Annotated in this window: 19 protein-coding genes; 11 read left to right on the top strand and 8 right to left on the bottom strand. The window is 70.9% G+C overall.

Annotated elements, in window-relative coordinates:
* Positions 1-16: 16 nt before the first annotated feature.
* Positions 17-1,384 carry a D-alanyl-D-alanine carboxypeptidase/D-alanyl-D-alanine endopeptidase gene (dacB, locus tag AC5L38_RS15575; protein WP_495243503.1) on the bottom strand — a complete coding sequence of 456 codons (1,368 nt, stop codon included), beginning with the start codon at positions 1,382-1,384 and terminating at the stop codon, positions 17-19.
* 121 nt (positions 1,385-1,505) lie between these two features.
* On the opposite strand from dacB, the gene AC5L38_RS15570 reads away from it, so the two are divergent.
* Complete coding sequence (locus AC5L38_RS15570) at positions 1,506-2,003, top strand: inorganic diphosphatase (RefSeq protein ID WP_329087576.1); 498 nt, start codon at positions 1,506-1,508, stop codon at positions 2,001-2,003.
* 145 nt (positions 2,004-2,148) lie between these two features.
* On the opposite strand, the gene AC5L38_RS15565 is transcribed toward AC5L38_RS15570, so the two are convergent.
* The 4 genes from AC5L38_RS15565 to AC5L38_RS15550 all read right to left on the bottom strand — a co-directional run bounded on the left by AC5L38_RS15565 (position 2,149) and on the right by AC5L38_RS15550 (position 8,586).
* The gene (locus AC5L38_RS15565; protein ID WP_495243502.1) at positions 2,149-3,438 is read right to left on the bottom strand and encodes a C40 family peptidase; all 1,290 of its coding nucleotides are present in this window, start codon (positions 3,436-3,438) and stop codon (positions 2,149-2,151) included.
* A gap of 380 nt (positions 3,439-3,818) precedes the next feature.
* Complete coding sequence (locus AC5L38_RS15560; protein WP_495243501.1) at positions 3,819-5,774, bottom strand: hypothetical protein; 1,956 nt, start codon at positions 5,772-5,774, stop codon at positions 3,819-3,821.
* Positions 5,775-6,093: 319 nt separating this feature from the next.
* Positions 6,094-6,912: a hypothetical protein gene (locus AC5L38_RS15555; protein ID WP_495243500.1), complete on the bottom strand. Its 819-nt coding sequence runs from the start codon at positions 6,910-6,912 to the stop codon at positions 6,094-6,096.
* 63 nt (positions 6,913-6,975) lie between these two features.
* Positions 6,976-8,586 (bottom strand): ABC-F family ATP-binding cassette domain-containing protein, encoded by a 1,611-nt coding sequence (locus AC5L38_RS15550; RefSeq protein WP_495243499.1) that lies wholly within the window; start codon positions 8,584-8,586, stop codon positions 6,976-6,978.
* 594 nt (positions 8,587-9,180) lie between these two features.
* Between AC5L38_RS15550 and AC5L38_RS15545 the strand changes: the two genes are divergently transcribed.
* Positions 9,181-10,569 carry a carbohydrate binding domain-containing protein gene (locus tag AC5L38_RS15545; protein ID WP_495243498.1) on the top strand — a complete coding sequence of 463 codons (1,389 nt, stop codon included), beginning with the start codon at positions 9,181-9,183 and terminating at the stop codon, positions 10,567-10,569.
* Positions 10,570-10,694: 125 nt separating this feature from the next.
* Here AC5L38_RS15545 and AC5L38_RS15540 read toward each other — a convergent pair whose 3' ends face one another.
* Positions 10,695-11,144: a MarR family winged helix-turn-helix transcriptional regulator gene (locus AC5L38_RS15540; RefSeq protein WP_495243497.1), complete on the bottom strand. Its 450-nt coding sequence runs from the start codon at positions 11,142-11,144 to the stop codon at positions 10,695-10,697.
* Positions 11,145-11,213: 69 nt separating this feature from the next.
* Here AC5L38_RS15540 and AC5L38_RS15535 point away from each other — a divergent pair, with 69 nt between their 5' ends.
* The 7 genes from AC5L38_RS15535 (at position 11,214) to AC5L38_RS15505 (ending at position 18,766) form a co-directional block, all read left to right on the top strand.
* Complete coding sequence (locus tag AC5L38_RS15535) at positions 11,214-11,666, top strand: MarR family winged helix-turn-helix transcriptional regulator (RefSeq protein ID WP_495243496.1); 453 nt, start codon at positions 11,214-11,216, stop codon at positions 11,664-11,666.
* A gap of 247 nt (positions 11,667-11,913) precedes the next feature.
* Complete coding sequence (locus tag AC5L38_RS15530; RefSeq protein WP_495243495.1) at positions 11,914-13,842, top strand: ABC transporter ATP-binding protein; 1,929 nt, start codon at positions 11,914-11,916, stop codon at positions 13,840-13,842.
* Positions 13,842-15,668, top strand: coding sequence for an ABC transporter ATP-binding protein (locus AC5L38_RS15525; RefSeq protein ID WP_495243494.1), 1,827 nt, complete (start codon positions 13,842-13,844; stop codon positions 15,666-15,668). Before AC5L38_RS15530 ends, AC5L38_RS15525 begins: the two co-directional genes overlap by 1 nt.
* A gap of 101 nt (positions 15,669-15,769) precedes the next feature.
* A complete protein-coding gene (locus AC5L38_RS15520) occupies positions 15,770-16,588 on the top strand; it encodes an alpha/beta fold hydrolase (protein WP_495243493.1) in 819 nt (272 codons plus the stop codon).
* Positions 16,585-17,022, top strand: a complete 438-nt coding sequence (locus AC5L38_RS15515) for a GbsR/MarR family transcriptional regulator (protein WP_495243492.1) — start codon at positions 16,585-16,587, stop codon at positions 17,020-17,022. The genes AC5L38_RS15520 and AC5L38_RS15515 overlap by 4 nt, the downstream gene beginning before the upstream one ends.
* A gap of 341 nt (positions 17,023-17,363) precedes the next feature.
* Positions 17,364-17,843 carry a hypothetical protein gene (locus AC5L38_RS15510; RefSeq protein ID WP_495243491.1) on the top strand — a complete coding sequence of 160 codons (480 nt, stop codon included), beginning with the start codon at positions 17,364-17,366 and terminating at the stop codon, positions 17,841-17,843.
* Entirely contained in the window at positions 17,840-18,766 is a 927-nt protein-coding gene (locus tag AC5L38_RS15505) for an oxidoreductase (RefSeq protein ID WP_495243490.1), read from the top strand. The genes AC5L38_RS15510 and AC5L38_RS15505 overlap by 4 nt, the downstream gene beginning before the upstream one ends.
* A gap of 46 nt (positions 18,767-18,812) precedes the next feature.
* On the opposite strand, the gene AC5L38_RS15500 is transcribed toward AC5L38_RS15505, so the two are convergent.
* On the bottom strand, positions 18,813-19,658 hold the full coding sequence (locus AC5L38_RS15500; protein ID WP_495243489.1) for a GNAT family N-acetyltransferase: 846 nt from the start codon (positions 19,656-19,658) through the stop codon (positions 18,813-18,815).
* 420 nt (positions 19,659-20,078) lie between these two features.
* Between AC5L38_RS15500 and AC5L38_RS15495 the strand changes: the two genes are divergently transcribed.
* The gene (locus tag AC5L38_RS15495) at positions 20,079-23,462 is read left to right on the top strand and encodes a hypothetical protein (protein ID WP_495243488.1); all 3,384 of its coding nucleotides are present in this window, start codon (positions 20,079-20,081) and stop codon (positions 23,460-23,462) included.
* Between the two features lie 93 nt (positions 23,463-23,555).
* Entirely contained in the window at positions 23,556-23,780 is a 225-nt protein-coding gene (locus tag AC5L38_RS15490; protein ID WP_495243487.1) for a hypothetical protein, read from the top strand.
* Positions 23,781-23,808: 28 nt separating this feature from the next.
* On the opposite strand, the gene AC5L38_RS15485 is transcribed toward AC5L38_RS15490, so the two are convergent.
* A complete protein-coding gene (locus tag AC5L38_RS15485) occupies positions 23,809-24,216 on the bottom strand; it encodes a RidA family protein (RefSeq protein WP_495243486.1) in 408 nt (135 codons plus the stop codon).
* Positions 24,217-24,235: the final 19 nt, after the last annotated feature.

Genomic DNA, 24,235 nt, shown 5'->3' with positions numbered 1-24,235 from the left:
CACCCGGAACCCGTGATCAGCCGGCGGCGACCGCGGCGGCGAGCCTGTCGAGGGCCGCCTCCGCCTTGCCCCAGCCCGGCGGGACCTTGTCCGCCATGAAGGCGAAGGTCACCAGGCGTCCGCCGCGCGTGCTGGTCATGCCCGCCAGGGTGTTGACCCCGTCGAGGGTGCCCGTCTTGGCGCGGATCAGCCCGTAGGCGGAGTGGAGTTTGCCGAACCTGTGCCCGAGGGTGCCGCTGAAGCCCGCGACCGGCATGCCGCTGACGATCGGGTGCAGGGCGGGGTTGGCCGGGGAGGCCGCCACGGCGACCAGGCGGGCGAGCGCCTCGGGGGCGATGCGGTTCTTCGGAGACAGCCCGCTGCCGTCGAACACCCGCACGCCCTTCTCCGCGCCGAGCCTGGCCAGCACCTTGCCGACGGCCGCGGCGCCGCCGTCGAAGGAGGCCGGCTCCCCCTCCTTGATCGCCACGTGCCTGGCCAGCGCCTCCGACAGGTCGTTGTCGCTGAGCGTGAGGGCCCGCTCGACCAGGGCGTAGACAGGCGCGGAGTCGACCCGGGCGAGTTCCTGCGCGCCGGCCGGGGCCTTGGAGCGCCTGGCGGACTTGGAGACCGCGACCCCGTACTTCGACAGCAGCGACACGAACGCGGCGTGCGCCGTGCGGGAGGGGTCGGAGACCCGCTGGTCGCCGCCCCGGGAGACCCTTCCCTCGTCGATCATGAGCGCCGTGACGGGGGCGACGCTGCCCTCGGGCACGTAGCCGGGTTTCCAGGTCGCGGCGGTGCGCGGCCCGGTGTAGAGGGAGTCGTCGTAGGCCACCGTCACCTTGGTCACCCCGGCAGCCTTGAGCGCCCTGGCGGTACGCGAGGCGAGGGTGGCGAGCGAGGCGGGCCGGGGATAGACCGGACTCCCCGCCGTCCTGGGGCTCGCCAGGGTGGGGTCGCCGCCGCCGACGAGGATGATCGAACCGGGCGAGGAGCCCCGCACCACACGGGTGTTCAGCCTGGTGTCGGGTCCCAGCGAGGCCATCGAGGCGACCGCGGTGACGACCTTGGTGGTGGAGGCGGGGGTGATGCCCGTGGCCGCGCCGCTGCCGAACAGCAGGGCGCCCGTCTCCGCGTCGAGGACCGCGGCGCCGACACTTTCCCCCAGGGCGGGGTCACCCAACGCCTCGGTCAGCCGTCCCGCCAAAGTACCCTTGGCGGGGAGAGGGCCGTTCCCCCCCGCTGCCAGCACCGGACCCGCGGTGATGACCGGGACGGGGGGCGGCTCGGCCGACGCGACGATCGTCTCGGGCTCACCCTCGACCAGCACATCGCTGGTGATCAGGTGTGCCCCGGCCGCGACGACGAAGATCTGCAGCAGGACGAGAGTGACCAAAGCCACCCACCGCTCACGCCGCATTTCGTCGCCGTCCTCTCATCATCGGTATCCAAAAGGCATAAATCGCCTACGAGACATTAACGCCCAACCGGGGGTGCCCGGGGGCCTGAGTGGAGGAACCGCGGTGGAGTTCGACGTTCTCGTTGAGATTCCCAAGGGGCAACGGAACAAGTACGAGGTGGACCACGAGTCAGGCCGCATCAGGCTCGACCGCATGCTCTTCACCTCCACGCAGTACCCCGCCGACTACGGCTTCATCGAAGACACGCTCGGCGAGGACGGTGATCCACTCGACGCCCTGGTGTTGCTCCAGGAGCCGACCTTCCCCGGCTGTCTGATCAAGTGCCGGGCGGTCGGCATGTTCCGCATGACCGACGAGAAGGGCGGCGACGACAAGGTTCTGTGCGTCCCCGCCACCGACCCCCGGATGGAACACATCCGCGACATCCACCACGTGCCGGAGTTCGACCGCCTGGAGATCCAGCACTTCTTCGAGGTCTACAAGGATCTGGAGCCCGGTAAGTCCGTCGAGGGCGCCAACTGGGTCGGCAGGGTGGAGGCCGAGGAGGAGATCGTCCGCTCCATCAAGCGCGCCAAGGACGAGGTCCACGGAAAGCACTGATTCGTGACCGGTTCGTCGTCCGGTCCTTGACCGGCCGCCCCTTGGCCGGTCGTCTTCCGGACGGTCATTCCTCTAACGGTCCTTCTCCGGCCGGTCGCCTTTCCGGCCGGCGGTACCTTCGGCAGGTCGTTCCTTCGGCCGGTCGTCACGCGGGACGGGTCGCGCCCACGAGGTCGCTGCGCCACATCGGCGCGACCCTGACCACGTCTCCCGTCTGCGGGGCGTGCACCATCAGCCCCCGGCCGATGTAGATCCCCACGTGGTGGATGTCGCCGGGGTTGCTGGTGATCTGCCCGTAGAAGAGCAGGTCGCCCCGCTGGAGCTCGCTGAGCCGCACGTGCGGGCCCGCCGTCCACTGGGTGCCGGTCCAGTGGTCCAGAGCGATCCCGACCCGCTCCCAGGCCCGCATGGTCAGCCCCGAGCAGTCGTAGGCGGACGGCCCGGCGGCCGCCCACACGTACGGCTTGTCGAGCTGGGTGAGCGCCCAGTCGGCGGCGATGTCGCCCCTGGCGGAACCGGCCGTCATGTCGCGCGCCCAGCGCGACGCGGACTCTCCCGAGGCCACCGCCATCCGTGCCGCCTCGCGGCGCATCGCGGCCGCCTGGTATCGGGCGCGCTCGGCCTGCTCCCTGGCGATCCTGGCCTGCTCCAGGGCCGCCTCGCGCCTTCTGGCGAGCAGGTCGGCGGTGTCGCGCGCCTCCGCGGCCAGCTTCTCCAGCCGGGCCTGCTCCTCCTTGATCCGACGGGTCTCGTCAACCTGCCCGGCGACGGCCTCCTCGGCCGCGGCCTTCGCCTCCTCGGCCCTCGCCTGCGCCTCCCGCTGCGCGGCGTAGGCGTCGTCCGCCTGCGCCTGGAGGATGGCGAAGACCTCCTGGGCGTCCCGCAGCTGCTTGAGCGTCTCCGCCTGCCCCCCGCCCATGTGGGCCAGGATGCTGGCCCTGCGCAGGTAGCCGTCGTCCGTGGGGCCGCCGCTGTCGGTCATCATGGCGATCATCGGCTGGGTGACGTCCAGGCCGCCGTAGCTCTGGGTGGTGATCGCGGCCACCGCCTCCCTGGCCTCCCCGACCTGGGAACCCGCGCTCCTGGCCCGCTCCGCCGCCTGCTCGGCGAGCTCCTTGGCGCGGGCCGTCCTGACCAGCTCCCCGTTGTACGACTCGACGAGGCGCTCCGCCTGGGCGACCAGCTCCTCCAGCCTGGCCTGCGCCTCGGCGACCAGGACCGTGGTCGAGCCGAGCCTCTCGTCGCGTTCGCGGGCCAGCGCCCGCGCCTTGGCGACCTCGTCGGCCGACGGACCCGACACGCCGCCCGGAGCGGCGTCGTCGGCGGGTCCCGGCCGGCCCGGAACAGCGCCGGCGGGGAGCCCCGGCCCGGCGATCAGGCAACAGGCGAGGCCCGCCACCGCGGCGGCATGACGGCGCCGTCTGACTGAATGCATGCGTCTCCCCCCGGAGTCCCCCTCGAATACCGCGTGTCGCGGCCTCACTGCGTGTCGCGGCCTCACCGCGTGACACGGCACGTCGCCGCGTATTAGGCGGCGGCCTACCTCAACATTCCCGTCCGTCACTCTCCGCACACATGTCACTCACGCCTCGTAGTCACCGCCCGCCACAATACCCCCGTCGGCGCGGGCCTCGGCCCCCGTATCCCACGCCAGATCTTCCGGTCGGCGGATGCGTGGTGGTTTTCTCCCCGGACATCCGTACGGCCCGCCCGGTGGAGGTCCGGAGCGGGCCGAGATGAGGGAGCCGGAGCCCAGGAAGGGCAGGGCCGGGGAGCGGGGAGGCGACGGCGGACCGGCCGAGCCGGTGAGATGGGTCAGGCCGGTGCGCCGGCCGCCCCGGAGAGGGCGGGAGACCCGGGGCGCGAGGACGGTGCGGCGGGACTCGTGCCGGTGGAAGCCGGCGGAGAACCTCCCGAGGACCGCCCCTGGCCCGAGCCGCCCGACGACCGCCCCTGACCCGCGCCGTCCGAGGCGCGCCCGTGACCCGAGTCGCCCGAGTCGCCTGAGGCCCGCCCGTGGCCCGATCTGGTCGAGATTCGTTCCGGGCTCTGGCTGCCGGGGCTTTCCGCGTGACCCGCGCCGCCCGAGGACCGCCTCGGACCGGCGGGGGCCGGCCGGGAGTCGTCGGGGACCTGCCGCGAACCGGACCTCGGGTGGCCGTGGTTCGCACGCGGGCGTCGCGGCTCGGCGTACGGCGGCCGGGGGTTCGCCCGTGAGGTCCCGGAGTCCGCACCGGGGGGCCGGGGGTTCGCCCGTGGAGGCTCCGGATCGGTCCGCGGTGGCCGGGGGACCGCGCGCGGGGGCCTGTGCTCCCCTCGGGGAAACCTCGGATTCGCCCGCGGAGGTGCCGGGTCCGACCCCGAGGACACCGGATCCGCCGGTCGGTGGGTGATCCCGCAACGGCGGGCGGAGTGTCCGTGATGGTCGCGGTGGTGCCGGTCCGGCGCGCCGATCCCGGAAGATCCCGGCGGCACCGGCGACACGGGTGAGGGCGGCTCGGCCGGAGCGGCCGGTCCCTCGTCCGAGGGCTCTTCGTGGGCCGGACGGGCGGGATCGGCCGGCCCGTCGCCGGAGGGCCCGTCATCGGGTCGCCGGGGCGAGACCTCCGTCCGAGGGCCGACCGGACCCGGCTCCCCCCGCCGGTCGTCCTCGAAGGCGGGCCCGACGGCACTGACCGGCTCCGTCGTCCCGAGCGAGCCGATCCGCTCGACGGCCACCCCCTCCCCGACGGACTCCAGCGGCACGGACACACCTCCCCTGCGGGGCTCCCCCGGTGTCCGGGCGCCCGGAGGCTCCGCCACCACCGGGAACGTGCCCGAGGCGACGCCGGAACCCGCGTCCCCCCGGTCGACCACGGTCTGGGCGAGGACCATGACCAGCGCCGCCGCGGCGGCGACCGCGGCCGTCGCGCCGGCCAGCGCGTAGGGCCGGCGACTCGCGCGAACCCCGCGGGCGGGGAACCCGGAACCGTCGAGGGGACCGGCCAGGCGGGCGACGTCGCGCCGGTAGGGGACCCCCTCGGGGTCGGTGAAGTGGCCCATCACCCACGCGCGCAGCGTGGGCGGGAGCGCGACCGGGGGGAGCAGGTCGAAGACCTTGGCCGCGGAGACCTGCCTGACCCGGTGCGGGGCGCAGGTGTCGCAGCGGTTCACGTGGCGGATGACCCGCTCGCGCGTCTCCGGCGTGAGCTCGCCGGTGAAGCCGGTGAGCATGCGGGCCCGGCTCGCGCAGTCGTACGGTCCCTTGCGGACGAGGACCTCCGCGGTGACGACGTCACGCAGGCGTTCCCTCGCCGACTCGTACAGGGCGCCGGCGACCTTGGGGGTGACGCCCAGGACCGCGGCGAGGTCGATGGGCCCGAAGCCGTGCCGGCAGCTCAGGTCGAGGACCTCGCGGTCGTCGGGCGACAGGCTCCGGATGGCGTTCCACGCCATCACCCGCAGGTCCGCGTCGCTTCCGGCGCTGACCACCGGGACGGGGGCCGCCGGAGCGGGGACCACCGGGTCGGGCCCCTCGGCGAGATGACGCCGTACGCACTCCCCCCGAGCGAGTGCGTACAGCCACGCCTCCAGCCGACGGGAGTCGGCGAGCGCGTGAACATGGGCCTCGGCGGCGATGAAGGTGCCGAGGAGCGCCGACTCCGTGGCCTCGGAGGTGGCGAGCATTGAACGGCAGTATCGGTAGACGCTTTCCGCGTATGAGTCGTAGAGATCGGCGAGGGCTCCCGGACTCCTCGCGCGCAACGCCGCGACCAGGACACTGTCAGTCATGTAATCGAAGGTAAACGCTGAGTGAGCGGAAATTCCAGCGATTCACGAACGGTGACTTCGATTGTCTCCTTCACGTCAATGAATCAAGTAAAGGCCCACTGTTAACAGCAATCATAAATATTGATGAATAGCTATTTAATCGAATTAATCGTGCCTATTGGTACATCGGGGAAGAACTCCCGGCCGTGGGCGGGCGGTCACGGCCGGACGGTCACGGACCGGCGGTCAGAGGCGGATGATCACGAGCGACAGGCCACGACCGGTCACGGGCGGACGGTCACGGCCGGACGGCCACAGGCGGGCGATCACGGGCGAACGATCACGGGCGGACGGCGCCCGCGAGGGGGGCCTGCCGTCCCCGGTCCTTGGCGAACGGCGGCATCTTCGGCTTGGTCGTGTTCAGGGGCAGCGAACCACCCAGGGCGAGCTGCTCGAAGGGGCGGCTGCTCGACCCCCAGGTGCGCGCGGTCACCTCCGCCGAGGCGATGTCGCGGGTGTCCTCGACGCTCTTGATCTGCAGGATGAAGCGGCGCTTCTGGCCCGCCTGGACGTTGTCCACGAACGTGCTCCCGCCGCCGAGCAGCTTGCCCCGCTTGTCGCGCAGGAGCGCGGTGACGGCCAGGCTGCGGGCCGGTATCACGTACGGGGTGCCGACGTAGCCGGTGACGAGATAGTCGCCGTCGGCCGTGCGGTCGGTCAGCACCTCCCGGACCGGGAAGGGCTGGAAGGCCGAGACGATCCGGCCCGCCTGGTGCCAGCGTGCCGGGCGGTACGCGATGCTCACGTCGGCGGGCTTGTCCTGGGTCACCACCTGGCCGGTGAAGGGGAGCGTCCCCGCGGGGGGTACGGCGTCCAGCGGCTGCTCCAGCCGGACGACCTCCCTGCCCTCGGAGTTCTTGGCCACCACGGTGGCCACGACGTGCTCGCCGAAGTGCCACGGGTTGGTGTTGGCGAGCACTCCGGCCCAGTTCACCACGTACCCATCGTCGCCCTTGACGATGGACGAGGCCTGCTCCCTGACCGCGAGTGGCTGGAGCGCGGCTGCCTGCTTCGTCTCCTCTTCGTCGTCGGTGCATCCGGCGCATCCGACGAGGAGGAGAAGGGCGAGGGCGCCGACGATTCGGGTGCTGTGCGTCACGTAGCCGTGATAACCGGTGACGGCCCCCCGCCCACCTGGACACGCCGCAAACGGCCCGAGTCTTTACCTCTGCCGGACCACGCGGGCCTCGTCCCATACCGGTTCGGATGATTCGTAGACCTTCCCATCGGCTCCGAAGACCAGATAGCGGTCGAAGTCATCGGCGAACCAACGGTCGTGGGTGACGGCGACCACGGTCCCGTCGAAGGCGTCCAGCCCTTCCTGGAGAGCCTCCGCGCTGGCCAGGTCGAGGTTGTCGGTCGGCTCGTCCAGCAGGAGCAGGGTGGTGCCCGACAGTTCGAGCAGCAGGATCTGCAACCGGGCCTGCTGGCCGCCGGACAGCGTCTCGAAGCGCTGCTCGGCGATGGTCCCGGCCAGCTCGTAGCGGGACAGCACCTTCATCGCCTCGTTCTTGAGCCGGGCGTGCTCGGTCATCACGATCTCGCAGGGCGTCCGGCCGATGAGCTCGGGACGGGCGTGCGTCTGGGCGAAGTGGCCGGGGACGACCCGCGCGCCGAGCCTGGCCACGCCGGTGTGCCTGACCTCCTCCCCGGCGATCAGTCGCAGGAAGTGCGACTTGCCCGAGCCGTTGGACCCCAGCACCGCGACCCGCTCGCCGTACCAGATCTCCAGGTCGAACGGCTTCATCAGGCCGGTGAGCTCCAGCTTCTCGCAGATCACCGCCCGCTTGGCGGTCCGGCCGCCCTTGAGCCGCATGCTGATGAACTGCTCCTTGGGCGCCGCCTCCGGCGGCCCGGCCTCCTCGAACCTGCGCAGCCGGGTCTGGGCCGAGTGGTAGGCGGCGGCCATGGTGTCCATGTACTTGGCCTTCTGCTTCAGCATGAGGACCAGACGCTTGATCTTGGCGTGCTCCTCGTCCCAGCGCTTCTTCAGCTCGTCGAGGCGCTCGTTGCGCTCCCTGCGCGCCTGGGCGTACGAGCGGAAGCCCCCGCCGTGGACCCAGATGTTGCCGGACTCGACGGTGATGATCCGGTCGGCCGCGTTGGCCAGGAGCTCCCTGTCGTGGCTGACCAGCAGCACCGTCTTGGGCGTCTCGCGCAGCGCCCGCTCCAGCCAGAGCTTGCCCGGCACGTCCAGGTAGTTGTCCGGCTCGTCGAGCAGCAGCGTCTGGTCGGGCCCCCGCAGCAGCGCCTCCAGCACCAGCCGCTTCTGCTCACCGCCCGACAGCGTGTTGACCTCGCGGTACTTGCAGTCGTCGTACGGCATGCCGAGGGCGGCCATGGCGCAGGTGTCCCAGAGCACCTCGATGTCGTAGCCGCCCGCGTCGGTGTAGTCGGTGATGGCCTGCGCGTAGCGCATCTGCGCCTTCTCGTCCTCGCGCTCCATCATCACCAGCTCGGCGGCGTCGAGTCGCGCGGCCGCCTCCCGCACGCGGCCCGGGGCGACGCTGACCAGCAGGTCGTGCACGGTCCTGCCGTCGCGGATGCTGCCGATGAACTGCCGCATGATGCCCAGGCCGCCGGAGCTGGCGACGCTCCCGTCGACCGGCTGCAGGTCGCCCGCGATCAGCCGCATCAGGGTCGTCTTGCCCGCCCCGTTGGGCCCGACGAGTGCCGCCTTGACCCCCTCGCCGACCCGGAAGGACACGTCGTCGAGCAACGGCCGCCCATCCGGCAGGACGTATGTCAGATGGCCAACCTCAACATGTGCCACTGCGCTTCCCTCTTTCTAAGTCCCCGCGCAGGCTACATGCCGGTTTCAGGCCCGGCATCCCGATTCCAGTCGGTACGGCCTGGCGACCGGGTCGTCCTGCCCACGGCGAGCAGACCGCCCCGGTGCTCGTGAGCCGGTGAACCCCTCCCGGGACACATCGCCGCCGAGCCCACCGGATCCACCGTTACGTCGCACGGCGGCCGGGCACCTGGGTGGCCGGGGAGGTCGACAACCGTCCTCAAAATCCTCGGCAACCGCAGTTCAGAGCCGTATTCGTTGGATTTTCGCTGTTTACCACGGGGCCCCTGTCAGCTCATGGGCTCCGTTACATAGCGCAAAATACCCAAAGCATCCTTTTAATGGACATGAGTAATTAAATCCATCCAAGTTTCCTTATTAGTATTTTATCGTCAAAAGCTGGTCGAATGAAACCATTATCAGGATCGCACTTTTGGTTACGGCACGCCCGATACCACAGCAAAGCTGGATGTTTATTTATCAGTCCGAAAATGTTTGAAATGAGGTATTTATTTCGCCAGTGACGCTGATTACTCTCCCGATCATGGGTTCTCAACGGGAGGAAAACCTTTGTCATTGAAACTGCGTCGCATCATGTCGGCGATCGCCGCGGGGGGACTTGTCGTCCTGGCGATGGCGAGTCCGGTGGCCGCATTCGCGCCGCCGTACATCGACGAACCCACCGGTCCGTACACACTGCCGGTGGACGCCGCCGTGCCCAAGCGTGGCTGCACCACGACGCTGTCCGACCCCAAGAACGCGAGCGGGAGCACGCCGGCCATCCAGGTGATCTACGCCTGGCACGACGGCGGCGGGAACAACTACGAGACCCACGTCGAGCAGATCGCCAAGCTGGTCGACCGGATGGACCTGGAGCTGGACGACTCCACCAACTACGACCAGCACCTGAAGCTGAGCTGCCGCACCGGCTACGACACCAGCACCTACTCCGGTTACGCCCGCGCGCTGGTGATACCGGAGAAGATCGAAGCCGGCGTGATCGGCGGCGAGACCACGGTGGACAAGATCACCGATGATCTCGGCACGGCGGGATACGACAACGCCAACCGCAAGTACCTGGTGTTCGAGGACTTCAACGGGACCGCGACCGCCTGGTGCACGACGACGTGCGCGGCGACCGCCGACGAATGGTCCAGCGCCACCCAGCTGCACGAACTGATCCACCTCGGCGCGGACGGTTTCTACGTGGACCATCCCAAGGTCACCGAGACCGTCGACCACCTCAGCTATCCCGACGTCATGTCCAACCCGAGATACGACTGGCAGCTGGACCATGACTTCAACAACTACTACGACCCGAGCGAGACCACGGCGACCTTCTACACCGGCAACGAGGCCAGTGACACCCGCAAGGTGAACGTCGCGGCCTGGCCCTACTTCACCACCCCCACCTGCTGCGACATCGGCTACAGCAACGACCTGCTGACCGCGCAGGAACGCACCGTCGAGGCCGACGCGCCGTACGCCACCCCGACCGGGTTCAGCGTCTCGGGCGGCGGCTGGATCCAGGTGACCCCGCCCGGCCCGACGTCACAGATCTCGGCCAAGCACTACGACGGCCGCCGGTCGCTCACCATGAACGTGCAGTCGCACGCCGCCGGCGTCGTATCGGTCACCCGCAAACCCGCGGTGACCGCCGGCCAGACCTACAAGTTCTTCGCCAAGATGACCACCGCCACCTCAGGCAACGTGAAACTGCGCCTGTCGTGGTACAACTCGTCCAACACCCTGATCTCCGCCAGTGACGGCCCGACCACCGCGCTGACCGGCACCTGGACGGAGTACCGGCACAGCGCGACCGCCCCGGCCGGAACGGCCGGCGTCCAGATCTCGGTGGTCAGCCCCGCAGGCCAGACCTTCGCCTACCAGCTCGACGCCCTCCAGCTCAACCACTGCAACAACGGCAAGACCACCGACGGCTGCCGCCTGGACACCTGGCAGTGACCTCCAGGTGACGAACTGACCCGGCGCCTCCCGGCGGGTGACCCGGTACACCGGAGCCCGCCGGGAGACGCCACGTCGCCCCTTGCCGCGACCGACGAGGTTTCTCCGTCACCCGGGCAGAGGAGTCAGCCTTCCGGGTGGCGTCGGCCCAGCTCCGCGACGAAGGCCGTGAGCAGGCGCGCGAACTCTCTCCTTTCCCGCTCGGACCAGCCGCGCATCGCCGCGTCGAAGACCTCACGGCGGAAGCGGTGGACCCGTTCGGCGTGCCCGGCGCCCAATTCGGTGAGCTCCAGCGTGCTGCGGCGTCCGTCGACCGGGTCGGCCACCCTGCGAAGCAGCCCGGCCTCGACGGCCCTGGCCACCAGGCGGCTGGCGCGGGGCTGGTCGACGCCCATCCGGCCCGCGACGGACGTCACCGTCGCGGCCTCCGCTCCTTCCTCCACAGCGTCGATCACCCCGAAGAGCGCGGGGTCGAACCCGTCGCCACCCGCGCCGCGCTGGAGGGCCCGGCGGGTCTGGCTGCGCCGGATCGCCACCATGGCCCGCTCGACGGCGGCCACCTGAGGATCTTCCATGTTCCAATATTACATGTAAAAATACATGTTATTGTCAAAGTACATGTATCGAGCAGGGAAGGCGAAACCGTGAACATCTCCGAGGTCACCGGCCAGAGGCGTCCCATCGGCTACTGGATCAAGCATCTCCACGACCTCGTCGAGGGCTCCCTCGACGAGATCCTGGCCGATCGGGGACTGACCCGCCGCCACTGGCAGGTGCTTAACGTCGTCGCCGCAGGCTCCCTCACACTCGACGACCTCGACACCGCCCTCGCCCCCTTCCTCGACGACCGGCGCCCCTCCCTGCGCCCGTTGACGGACGACCTGCGCGAGCGAGGCTGGCTGGAAGGAGGCGAGCGGATGACCCTCACCGCCGCCGGAGTCCGGGCGCACGAAGACCTGCGACGGCGGGTGAGCACCGACCGCGTCCGTCTCACCGAGGGGATCGGCGCCGAGGAGTACCTGGCCACGATCGACGTTCTGACGAGGATGTCGGCCAACCTGGCCGGGCCCGGCGGAGCGCGCGAGACCAACCGCTGATCTTCGAGTCCCGACCGGGCCGAGCCTCGCAGGAGGAGCGTCCCGCGTATCCGTCCCCCGGCTGAACGAGGAGGGCGGCCGAACCCCGGCAGGTCCGGGCAGGGCTCAAACAGACGGCGCCGAAACGGACAGGGCGAGGACCGGGCCGCACCGGGCCGCACGGGGAGGTGTCCTGACAAGGGCGCAGGTCCGAGCGGGACAGGGCAGGGCGGGGCCGGAAAATGCGATGGGAATCCGTCGGTGCCCGATGGTAGAAAACAAGTTCGATCCCATCATCGATCCGCTCGGGGGCGAGCTCGTGGTCACCAGCAGTTCGGAGTTCTCCGTATCCGGCCGCCCGCACGACAGGCGGGGTCCGGTGCGCTGGCTCTGGTCCCATCTCCGCCGCCAGCCGCTCCAGCTGACCGGGTTCCTCGGCGCTTCGCTGATCATGGTCGTGCTCAACGCCATGGTCCCCGGGCTCACCGGCGCGGCCTTCGACGCCGTGCTGGGCAAGGACGGCGGCGGGGCGCGCGCACTGGGCGCGATCTCGCTGGGACTGCTGGTCATCGTGCTGGCCCGCGGCGCCTTCGACATCGTCGCGCGGCTGTCCAGCGAGGTGCTGGCCAAGCGGCTGGAGCGGGACGCCAGGGACGAGCTCTACGTCAGCCTGCTCGGCAAGAGCCAGACCTTCCACAACAGGCAACGGGTCGGCGACCTGATGGCGCGGGCGGCCAACGACATCCGGCAGCTCTCCACCATGATCAGTCCGGGCGTCGACCTGATCGTCGACTCCGGCCTGAGCGGCATCGTCCCCCTGGTCTTCATCGTCACGATCGATCCGCGTCTGCTGCTGGTGCCCGGTGTCTTCGCGGTCGCCTTCGTCGTCGCGCTCCGGCACTACATGGGACGGCTCAGCCCCGTGGCGACCCGCATGCGGGAGCAGTTCGGCGATCTCAACGCCGGGCTGAACGAGGCCGTCCGCGGCATCGAGGTCATCAAGGTGACCGCGCAGGAGGCCCAGGAGCGGCGGCGGTTCAGGACCCTGGCGCGGCACTACCGCGACTCCTTCGCCCACAACGGCCTGGTCCAGGCCCGTTACCTGCCGACCCTGCTCTTCGCCTTCGCGATGGCCGGCTCGCTCTGGCACGGCCTCCACCTGCACTCCGCGGGTGACCTCACGATCGGCGAGCTGGTCGCCTTCATGGGCCTGGTGGCCATGCTGGGCTTCCCGACCAGCATGTCGATCTTCACCTTCTCGCTGGTCCAGATCGGCATCGTGTCCTCCCGCCGGATCCTGAGCATCATGAACACCGAGACCGAGCTCGGGCAGCGCGCCGACGGCCACACCGCGCCGATCAGCGGGGAGATCGTCTTCGAGGACGTGACGTTCGGCTACGGGGAGGACGAGCCGGTGCTGCGCGGGGTGACGTTCACCGTACGACCGGGCGAGACCGTGGCGATCGTCGGCGAGACCGGCTCGGGCAAGAGCACCCTGGCGAAGCTGGTCCCCCGGATCTACGACGTCACCGCCGGCCGGATCCTGGTCGACGGCGTGGACGTCCGCGAGTGGGACCTCGACTCGCTGCGCTCCCAGATCTCCACCATCGAGCAGGACATCGTGCTGTTCTCCCGGTCGGTAGCCGAGAACATCGCCTTCGGGCTGAGCCGGCGGGTGGATCGAGAGGCCGTCGTCCGGGCGGCCGAGGAGGCCCAGGCCGCCGACTTCATCGGCGAGCTCGACGAGGGCTACGACACGGTCATCGGTGAGCGCGGCATCACCCTCTCCGGTGGCCAGCGCCAGCGTCTGGCCATCGCACGGGCGCTGCTGACAAATCCGGCGATCCTCGTGCTCGACGACTCGACGAGCGCGATCGACTCCGCGACGGAGGACAGGATCCAGCGGGCCATCGGCCGCGTCCTCGACGGGCGCACCACCTTCCTGATCACCCACCGGCTCTCCCAGATCCGCTGGGCGGACAAGGTCCTGCTCCTGCGGCGGGGCGAGCTGGTCGACCACGGCACGCACGACGAGCTGCTCGCCCGGAGCCGCCTCTACCGGCGGATCTTCGCTCGTTACGACGAGGTCGACATGGCCGACGTGGTCGACGCGGCCGGCGGCACCGAGACGGCCGTGTCCGGCGACACCACCGACCCGGCCGCGGTCCTCGCGGGCGAGCAGGGAGCGCAGGGCTGATGGGCTTCATCATGGACGGCCTCGACGCCGAGGACTACGACCGCACCTACGGCGATCGTGACCTCCTTCGCCGGATCCTGTCCTACTTCCGGCCGAAGCTGGGATCGATGATCCTGGTCGCGGTCATGATCGTGCTGTTCTCACTGAGCCAGGCGGCGATGCCGTTGCTGGTCAGCTGGGGGGTGGACGGGGTCGAGGACGGCACGATCGCCGACCTGGGCCCGCAGCTCACCGCCGGTCTGCTGCTCGCCGGGGTGCTCGGCTGGCTGTTCAACTTCGTCCGCCAGTGGCAGAGCGCGAAGGTCACCGGCGACGTCGTCCTGCATCTCCGCCAGGACGCGTTCGACGCCGTGCTGGAGCGCGACCTGTCGTTCTACGACGAGACCCCGTCGGGCAAGATCGTCAGCCGGGTCACCTCCGACACCGACGACTTCGCCACCGTCTCCACCCTGACGATGGACCTGATCAGCCAGGTGCTGATGGTCGGCTTCGTCACGGTCCTGCTCTTCCTGCGCAGCGTCGAGCTCGCCCTGCTGACCCTGCTCGTGGCGCCGATCGTGACGGGCATCGCCCTGCTGTTCCGGCGGGTCGCCCGGAGCAGCACCCGCAGGGCGCAACGCTCGCTGAGCCGGGTGAACGCCACCCTGCAGGAGACCATGGGCGGGATCACCGTCGCCAAGAACTTCCGCCAGGAGCAGCGGGTCTACGACGAGTTCCTCCCCATCAACCGGCAGAGCTACCAGGTGACGCTCAGGCAGGGGTTCGTCTTCTCCGGCATCTTCCCCGTGCTCTTCCTCGTCGCCGGGCTGGCCACGGTCATGCTCGTCCAGCTGGGCGGCACCACCGTGCTCGGCGGCGGCCTGTCCAGCGGTGACTGGTTCCTCTTCCTCCAGGGCGTCTCGCTCTTCTGGTTCCCGCTCACCTCCATCGCCGCGTTCTGGTCCCAGTTCCAGCAGGGCCTGTCCGCGGCGGAGCGGGTCTTCGCCCTGATCGACGCGCCTCCCCGGGTCGTGCAGACCGATCCCCAGCCGGTCGGCAGGCTGGCGGGCCGCGTCGAGTTCCGCGACCTCACGTTCGGCTACGAGGCCGGGAGCCCCGTGCTGCGCGGCTTCGACCTCACCGTCGAGGCGGGCGAGAGCGTCGCGCTGGTCGGCCACACCGGTGCGGGCAAGTCGACGCTCAGCAAGCTGATCACCCGGTTCTACGAGTTCCAGGACGGCCGGTTGCTGATCGACGGTCGTGACGTCCGCACGCTGGACCTGGCCGGATACCGGCGGCAGATCGGCGCGGTGCCGCAGACCCCGTTCCTGTTCAGCGGCACGGTCGCCGACAACATCCGCTACCCGAGACCGGAGGCGGGCGACGAGGAGGTGCTCGCCGCCGCGGCGGCGGTCGGCGGGGGCGACTGGGTCGACGCCCTGCCCGACGGCCTGCGGACCGACGTCGGCGAGCACGGACGCGCCCTGTCCATGGGCCAGCGCCAGCTCGTCGCGCTGGCCCGCCTGCTCATCCAGGATCCGGCGATCGTGGTGCTCGACGAGGCCACCGCCAGCGTCGACCCGCTGACCGAGGCCCAGATCCAGGAGGGCCTGGACCGGGTGCTGGCCGACCGCACCTCCATCGTCATCGCGCACCGGCTGTCCACGATCGAGCACGTCGACCGCATCATCGTGCTGGATCACGGCCGGATCGTCGAGGAGGGCGACCACACCACGCTGCTGGCTCGCGGCGGTCACTACTGCCAGGTATACGACACCTACTTCCGGCACCAGTCTCCCGACTACCGGCCCGGTTCCGGGTTCGTCTCGGTCGCCGGCTCCGCGTGATCGTGGCCGCCCGGAGCAGGGGCCCTTCCGGCATCACCGTGACCCCCGCGAGCCTGGAGGGCCGCTCCACGCCCAGGAGACATATTCACTATATTTAGTAGATGGTAAATCTGTCTTCCGTGCTCCCACTGCACGGTTGCGCTCTCCGCTATGCCGACACCGGTGGCGACGGTGTGCCGCTGGTGTTCTCGCACGGCGCCGGAACCGATCACGTGATGTTCGACGCCCAGGGCGAGTGGCTTCGCGCCCGGGGATACCGGGTCGTCGCCTGGGACATGCGCGGCCACGGCCTGTCTCGCCCGGCCGGTGTCCGGTTCACCGCGGAGCGGGCGATCGCGGACCTGTGCGCGCTCGTCGAGCACCTCGCGCTTGACCGGCCCGTGCTCGTGGGACAGTCCCTCGGAGGCAACCTCGGCCAGGCCGTTGTCCGGCGGCGTCCGGAACTCGCCCGAGCGCTGATCGTCATCGGTTCGACGTGGAACACCGCGCCGCTGTCACCGAGGGAGCGTCTGCTGGTGAAGGCGGCCGCGCCGAGCCTGTCGATGATCCCGGCCAGTCGCCTTCCGGACATGATGGCCAAGGCCTCCGCGGTGACGGAGAGCGCGCGGGCAGACGCGCGACGGGCATTCTCCCAGCTGTCGAAGAAGGAGTTCGTCCAGGTGTGGCGGGCGACCGTGGAACTCCTCGACTCGGACCCCGGCTATCGCACGCCGGTGCCCCTGTGCCTGATTCGCGGCGAGCGGGACCGCACCGGCAACATCGCCTCGGCGATGCCCAGGTGGGCCAGGGCCGAAGGTGTCGAGGAGGTCGTCATTCCCGCCGCGGGTCATATCTCCAATCAGGACAACCCCCAGGCGGTGAATGCGGCGATCGAGGCGTTCCTGCGGGGGATCTCGGCGTCGAAGCGGGCACAGCGGTGAGCGCGGCCAGGCGGCGCGCGTTCGTCACCTCGGTGGGTGACCTGCTGGCCTCATGGAACCTCCCCCACGCGACCGGCCGCGTCTACGGGCTGCTGCTGGTGACCGAGGAGGCGACCTCTCTCGACGCGATCGCCGCCGACCTCGAACTGAGCAAGGGAGCGGTGAGCACCGCGGTGCGGCAGCTGGACTCCTGGGGACTCGCCAGGGTGATCCCGCAGCCCGGCAGCCGCAGGCTCCTGGTCGAAGCCACGGGAGGGATCGAGTCACTGCTGGAGGCGAGCCATGCGCGGGCCAGAACCCTGATCGCCGCCCTGCGCGACGGCGAGGACCTGGTGAGTCCCGGTCCCGCGCAGGACCGGCTCCGAGACGTGATCGGGCTGTTCGCCGGCTATGTCGACGTCGGGAGCCAGATGCTCGAGAAATACCGCGAGTAGCGCCGTGTGACCAGGCGCCCGTCTCGTCGAGGAGAGTGACCACACCACACCACGCCGCCGGCGCCGTTCTCCCGGCCACCGGCCCGGTTCCGGTTTCGTCCCGGCCGCCGGCCCCGCGTGATCGAGGCCGCCCTAACCGGGAGTCCCCCGGAGCGCCGACCTGGAGAACTCCCGGTTCGAGCGGCGGCGCGCGTCATCGAGAACGGCGCGCCCTGTACGGCTTCCGGCCCCCGACACCCGGTCGATCCCCGCCACCCGGAGAAAAGTACTTGACGCCGAACGTCAAGCCTTTGATACTGATCATCGATACTTGACGTTCAACGTCAAGTAGAGGAGGAAGCATGAACACCTGGACGGAGGCGCGTGACGCGCTCGCGGACGATCTGGAGAGGGTCGTCGGCGGCCGGCTGCTCGACCCGCTCGACATCCTCTTCGGTACGGCGGACCTGATGCGGGACCGGCTGGCGGCCGAGGCCCGCGCCTGGGCCGAGACGCTGCTCGGCCAGGACGACCAGGCGGCGACGCACACCGCGATTCGCCTGGTGAGCGCCCTGTACCCCGGGGACGCCCCGTTCGACCCGCCGGCCGGGTGGTGGGGCACCCCCTTCGGCCAGGCCGTGCTCCGGCGGGCGGGGCATCCCACCGCCGTCGCCGTCTCCGTGGCCGTGGCGGCGGGCATGCTCGGCATCACCCGCCAGGGCGTTCACGACCTGGCCAATCGCGGCAAGCTCGAACGGCATCCTCCCGGCATCACCGTCGCCTCCATCCGTGCCCGGCTCACCGCCCGCGCACCGAACCCCGTAAAGGAAGATCACACATGACCGACGACCACGCCGCCCCCGGCGGCCTCCTCGCGCTCGGCGACGGGCAGGCCGTCGGCCGTCTCGGCTACGGAGCCATGCAGCTGCCGGGCCCCGGGGCCTGGGGTCCGCCCGAGGACCTGGCGGCGGCCCGCGCCGTCCTGCGCCGGGCGATCGAACTCGGTGTCACCCACATCGACACCAGCGACTTCTACGGCCCGCACGTGGCCAACGACCTCATCCGCGAGGCACTCCACCCCTATCCCGACAACCTGGTGATCGCCACCAAGGTCGGGGTGGTCCGCGACGAGTGGCGCGGCTGGAACCCCGCCGCCGCACCGGCCCAGCTTCGCGACCAGGTCGAGGAGAATCTCTCCCGGCTCGGCAGGGCCCGCCTCGACCTGGTCTATCTGCGGGCCGGCGGCGACGGCCTGCTTTTCCCCGACGACACTCCCTTCGTGGAGTCGTTCGCCACCCTCGTCGAGCTGCAAGGGCGCGGTCTCGTCCGGCACCTCGGGCTCAGCGGGGTCACCACCGCCCAGCTGGCCCAGGCCCGTGAGCTGGCCGAGGTGGTCGCGGTACAGAACCGCTTCAACCTTCTCGACCGGGGCAGCTCCGACGTCCTCGCCGCCTGCGAGGAGTACGGAATCGCCTTCGTCCCGTACTTCCCCCTCTCGGCGGGGATGCTCAGGCCCGGCCTGGACACGTCACAGGCTCCGCCCGGCATGGCCCCCACCCCGGAGCAGGAGCGGACGCTGGACGACGTCGCCGGACGTCACGGCGCGAGCCGTGCCCAGGTGGTGCTCGCCTGGCTGTTGTCCCGCTCCCCGGTCACCCTTGCCATCCCCGGGACCTCCTCCGCCGCCCATCTGGAGGAGAACGTCGCCGCGGCCGGCCTGCGACTCACCGGGGACGACATCGCCCGGTTGGACAAGCTCGCCTGATCGGCCTCCGCCCGGCGGGCTCGGTGGTCGGTGCCGCGCCGGAGCGCTATCCGGCGGGCTCGGCGATCAGTGCCGTGCCCGCGTGACGGAAACCGAGCCGGCCGTAGATCCGGGCGACGTCCTCGTCTCCCGCCGACAGGAAGACGGTCTTCACTCCCCGGGAGCGGGCGTCGGCGACCAGGGCCGCGGTGACCGCGAGAGCGAGGCCGCGTCGGCGGGCGGCGGGCAGCGTGCCGACCCCGACGATCTCGCTCACCTCCCCGACCTGGTTGTGCTGGCCCGCGCACAGCGCCGTACCGTCCTCGACGGCAGCGGCGATCACCGTCAGCCCCGCCCGGATGCGTGCGGTGCCGCTCTCCAGGGAGCCGTCACCGGTACGGGCCAGGATCGCCTCCGCCAGGTCCGCCGTGTCCGCCGCGCCGACGCGGGTGCCGGGCTCGGCGAAGGCGAGGTGGGGAACCACCAGCGCGGAGGGCAGCACCGGGTCGTCCGCCCCAAGGACCCGCACCGCCGGGTAGGTGGGCGCCTCCTCGGGCACGACCGACGCGGCGTCCGTTCCGAGCACCATCAGCGGGTGCTCGTGGACCGCGAGCCCCGCTTCCTCGACCGCGGCGCGGAGTGCGGGGGTGGTCTCGGCCACCCACTCGAAACTCTCCGGGATCCCGAGCTCGCGCTGCCGCTCGCGGACCCGGACCACGTCCTCGGCCCGCACCGGCCCGGACCACCCGTGAGTCGGGCGCGCGTAGAAGGGCCATCCCACGCCTTCCCGTACGAACAGGGTGAGCGGTCCGTGGTCCTCGGCCCTGGCCTCGCGTCGCGGAACCGCGTCGTAGTAGCGCTCGATCAGGTCCAGTATGTTCAGCGGCGCCCCGGGGCCTTCGGTAACAGTCATGACCCGCATCCAAACAGCGGCTCGCGGGCCGACGCCACTTCATTACATGCCGAGCGCGGCGAGCGCGGCGACGCGTCGCGGCGCGGGGAAGAGGACAGGGATGGGGATGGGTCGGTCCACCCGTCCCGCTCAACCGGTTCGGTCCGCTCGACGGAGCCGCCAAAATCACTCGTCAAGCCCGGAAATATCCCCTGAACATACATTGAAAACGTCTAAATACCTATTATCGGTTCATGCAGTGGAAAGCACACTTTCCGCATCCATAGTCACGATCAGAGCACGTCCTTCCGCGAGCATCCCATCATCGGGATACCGAGTTACGCTTACGCCAGAAGCATCTTTGTCACCTTATTATCGTTGATTTCCACCTTTCGTAGGCTCCATAGAGAGCGATGATGTTGCGATGAGTGGCGACAGGAAATGAACAACGGAGATGAGAACGGCGGCGGCGTACGACGGCGACCGCTACTGTTCATCCGCTCGCAGCCTCCCCCCGGACCGCTACGTGACCTCAAGGACCTGCTGCACGAGCTGTACCTTGAGGCCGGGGCCCCCACTCTCGACGACATCGCCGAGAGAATCGCCGTCGACCTTCCCGGCCCCGGTGCCCCCCGGCGCGACACCGTCCGCCGGATACTGGCCCTGGCGGAGACGCCCACCAGTCAGGCCGACGTCATGGCCGTCATCGCCGTGCTGGCCCGCCTGGCCCGGCGGGACCCCGCAGGCGTCGCCGTTCGGGGTCGCGAGCTGTGGAGGCGGGCCCGCCTGGCCTCACCGGCCGGGCTGCCGATCCGCTCGCTGGCCGACCCGTTCTCCCTGGGGGTGCACCGGGCGATCGACGCGGGTGCGGGCCCCGGGGCGGGCGACGCCGGAGTGAGGGCCAGGGCGAGCGACACGGGCGCGGAGGCGGGAAGCAGAGCGAGCGACCTGCCCGCCTACGTGCCGCGTCGCCACGACGACCGTCTGGCCTCCGTCGTGCGGCGGGCCGTGGCCGGGCACAGCGCGGTCGCGATGCTGGTCGGTGACTCGTCGACCGGCAAGACCCGGGCCTGCTGGGAGGCCGTGCGGCTCCTGCCCCGCGGGTGGCGGCTGTGGCACCCGGCCGATTCCGGCCGTCCCGAGACGATCCTCCTGGCCCTGGACTCCCTCGCGCCACGGACCGTCGTGTGGCTCGACGGGTCGCAGTCCTACCTGCTCACCCCGGCCGACGGCATGGGCGAGCGCGTCGCCGCCGGGCTGCGTGCCCTGGTGAGCGACCCCGAGCGTGGCCCGGTGCTGGTCCTCGGCACCCTCTGGCCCGAATACTGGGCCGCCCTCACCTCGCCGCCCGCCGCGAGCGCCGCCGCCCGTACCCAGGCGCGGGCGCTGGTGACCGGCGCGGCCATCCACGTCCCCGACCGTTTCACCGGCTCCTCCATGGAGACGGTACGCGGCGCGGCGAGCGGCGATCCGCGCCTGGAGCGCGCGTACGCCGGTGCCCGCGACGGCCGGATCGCCCAGTACCTGACCGGCGTGCCCGGCATGGTGGAGCGCTACCGCGACGCGCCCGCCCCGGCCAGGGCCGTGATCGAGGCCGCCATGGACGCCAGGCGCGCGGGACACGGCCCCGCCCTTCCCCACGCGCTCCTGAAGGCCGCCGCGTTCGACTACCTGACCGACTACGAGTACGGCTCCCTGCCCCCGGGCTGGTTCGAACAGGCCCTGGCCTACGCCTGCGGCGCCCCCGGCGCCCTCTCGCGCGTCCGCCCCCGCCGCGACGAGCCGTCCGCGTACCCCCGCTACCGGCTGGCGGGCTGCCTGGAACAGCTCGGTCACGCCGAGCGCCGTACGCGTCCCGCCCCCGCGGCCCTGTGGGACGCGCTGGTCTCCCACGCCGACCCCGAGGACCGGCCGCCCCTCGCCGCCCAGGCTCGGGCCCGCGGTCTCTACCATCATGCCCTCCTGCTGTACGGGGCCGCCGCCACGGCCGGTGACCCCGACGCCGCGCGGCAGGCGATCGCCCTGCTCGGGGAGACGGGACGTACCGAGGAGGCGCTCACCTGGCTGCGGATCCACGGCGGGCAGGACAACGCCCAGGTCCTCGCCTGGAGCGGCGCCGTCCTCGACGCGGCGGGACAGCGCGACAGGGCGATCGGCGCCTACCGGCGCGCCGCGGAGGCGGGGAACGCCGACGCCCCGAAAGAGGCGATCGCCCTGCTCGTGGGCGAGGGAAGGGTCGAGGAGGCGATCACCTGGCTGTGGGCCCACGACTGGTTCGGCGACGCCGGCCTTCCCGTCTGGACCGCGGCCCTCCTCGACAGGGCGGGACACCACGGGGAGGCCCTCGCCGCCTACCGTCGCGCCGCGAAGACCGGGAACATCGACGCCCCGGAGTGGCTCGCGTCCCTGCTGTACAGGACCGGCCGCGGGGAGGAGGCGGTCGCCGCCTGCCGTCGCGCCGCGAGAACCGGCGACGACCACGTCCTCAAGCAGGCCGTAGCCCTGCTGCGGGAGATGGGACGGACGGAGGAGGCGCTCACCTGGCTGCGGATCCGTTCCGAGACGGGCGCCGCCGGTGCCCTGTGGGAGGCGGTCGAGGTGCTGCGGGAGGCGGGGCGGATCGAGGAGGCGATCATCTGGCTGGAACCCCGCGTGGAGAGGGGTGACCACCGCGCGATCTCGAAGACGGCCGAGCTGCTCCAGTACGCGGGACGGACCGAGGAGGCGATCACCTGGCTGAGCACGCGTGCCGAGACCGGCGACGCCTACGCCTACTGGCGATCGATCGGCCTCCTGCGGCGGACGGGACAGATCGAGAAGGCGATCACCCGGCTCCGGGCCCGCGCCGAGACCGGCGACCACCGCGCGCTCGAAGAGGCGGTCGAGCTGCTGCGGGAGGCGGGCCGGTCCGGGGAGGCGATCACCTGGCTGTACGCCCGCGCGGAAACCGGCGACCGCCCCGCCCTCGCCCTGCTGCCCCGGCTCCTGGAGGCGGTGGGGCGGACCACGGAGGCGATCGCCGCCCACCGGCGCGCCGCCGAAGCGGGAAACGCCGGTGCGCTCTGGTCGATGGCCGTCCTGCTGCACCGGAGAGGCCGTCGGGAGGAGGCCCTGGCCGCGTACCGGCGCGCCATCGAGACCGGGCACACCGGCGGCGGCTGGCGGATGGTCGAACTGCTCCAGGAGACGGGCCGGACCGAGGAGGCCCTCGCCGCATACCGGCACGCCGCCGACGCCGGGGACACCGACGCCGTGTGGCGGATGGTCGAGCTGCTCCAGCGGGCGGACCGGACCGAGGAGGCGATCACCTGGCTGCGGGCCCGCGCCGAGACCGGCGACACCGACTCCCTGTGGAAGGCGGTCGAGCTGCTCCAGGAGGCGGGGCGGGCCGAGGAGGCGATCACCTGGCTGCGAGTCCGCGCCGAGGCCGGCGACACCGGCGCCCTCGGGCGGTTCACCGCGCTGCTGTACCAGCTGGACCGTTCCGATGAGGCCGTCACCTGGCTCCGGGCCCGCGCCGAGAGCGGCGACACCGTCGCCCTGGGCCACGCCGTCGACCTGATGTACGAGACGGGCCGGGCGGAGGAGGCCGTCACCTGGCTGGGCACCCGTACCGAGGCGGGCGACATCGACGCCCTGATCTGGACCGCCGTCCTGCTGTGCGAGACCGGCCACCCGGACAGGGCCGTCCTCGCCTACCTCCGCGCCGCCGAACTGGGCGTCCCCGGCACCCTGTGGCGGGCGATCGTCCTGCTGGGACAGCTGGGCCGCACCGGCGAGGCCGAACGGCTCCGGCGGTACGGGATCACCCCCGGCAGGACGTGACCCGCATGAGAACATCACCGTTGAGAACCGGCTGAGAAGCGTGGCCTGGATACCGCTTCTCGGTTGGTCTCAACGACCGGGGGTCGTTCGACGGTGGTCATCAGCGCGTGGCCGAAGGACTCGGCGCGCTCGGCGAGGGCGAAGCGCGACCGACTGCTCGACACGAGCGGCCCCGACAACATGACGAACCGGTCGCCGCGCTCGGCGAGGGCGAAGCGCGACCGGCTGCTCGACACGGACGGCCCCGCCGGCATCCCGCGCCGCGACGACCTCTCGATGCGCACCGAACGCACCGTCCGCGCCGAACGCCGTACCTGACCCTCGACTCGCACGGAGAGATGTTCGTTCAGTCGATGATCGCGGTGGCTTCGACCTCGACCAGATGCTCGGGTACGGACAGGGCAGCGACGCCCAGCAGCGTACCCGGGGCCATCGGGGTGACCCCCAGTTTCGCGGCCGCCCGAGCGACGCCCTCCAGGAACAGCGGCATCTTGTCGGGGGCCCAGTCGACGACGTAGACGGTCAGTTTCGCCACGTCGTCGAAGGAGGCACCGACCTCGGCCAGGGCCGTTCCGACGTTGAGGTAGCACCGCTCGACCTGAGCCGCGAGGTCGCCTTCGCCGACCGTGGCCCCTTCGGCATCCCAGGCGACCTGCCCGGCGACGAAGACCAGTTTCGACCCGGTCGCGATCGACACCTGCCGGTAGACGTCGATCTCCGGCAGTCCGGCGGGGTTCACCAGGGTGATGGTCATGTTGTCCGCTCTCTCGTCG

It is taken from the genome of Streptosporangium nanhuense (assembly GCF_059358815.1).
The sequence above is the reverse complement of the archived record's forward strand: the minus strand, read 5'-3'. Positions and strand labels throughout refer to the sequence as shown.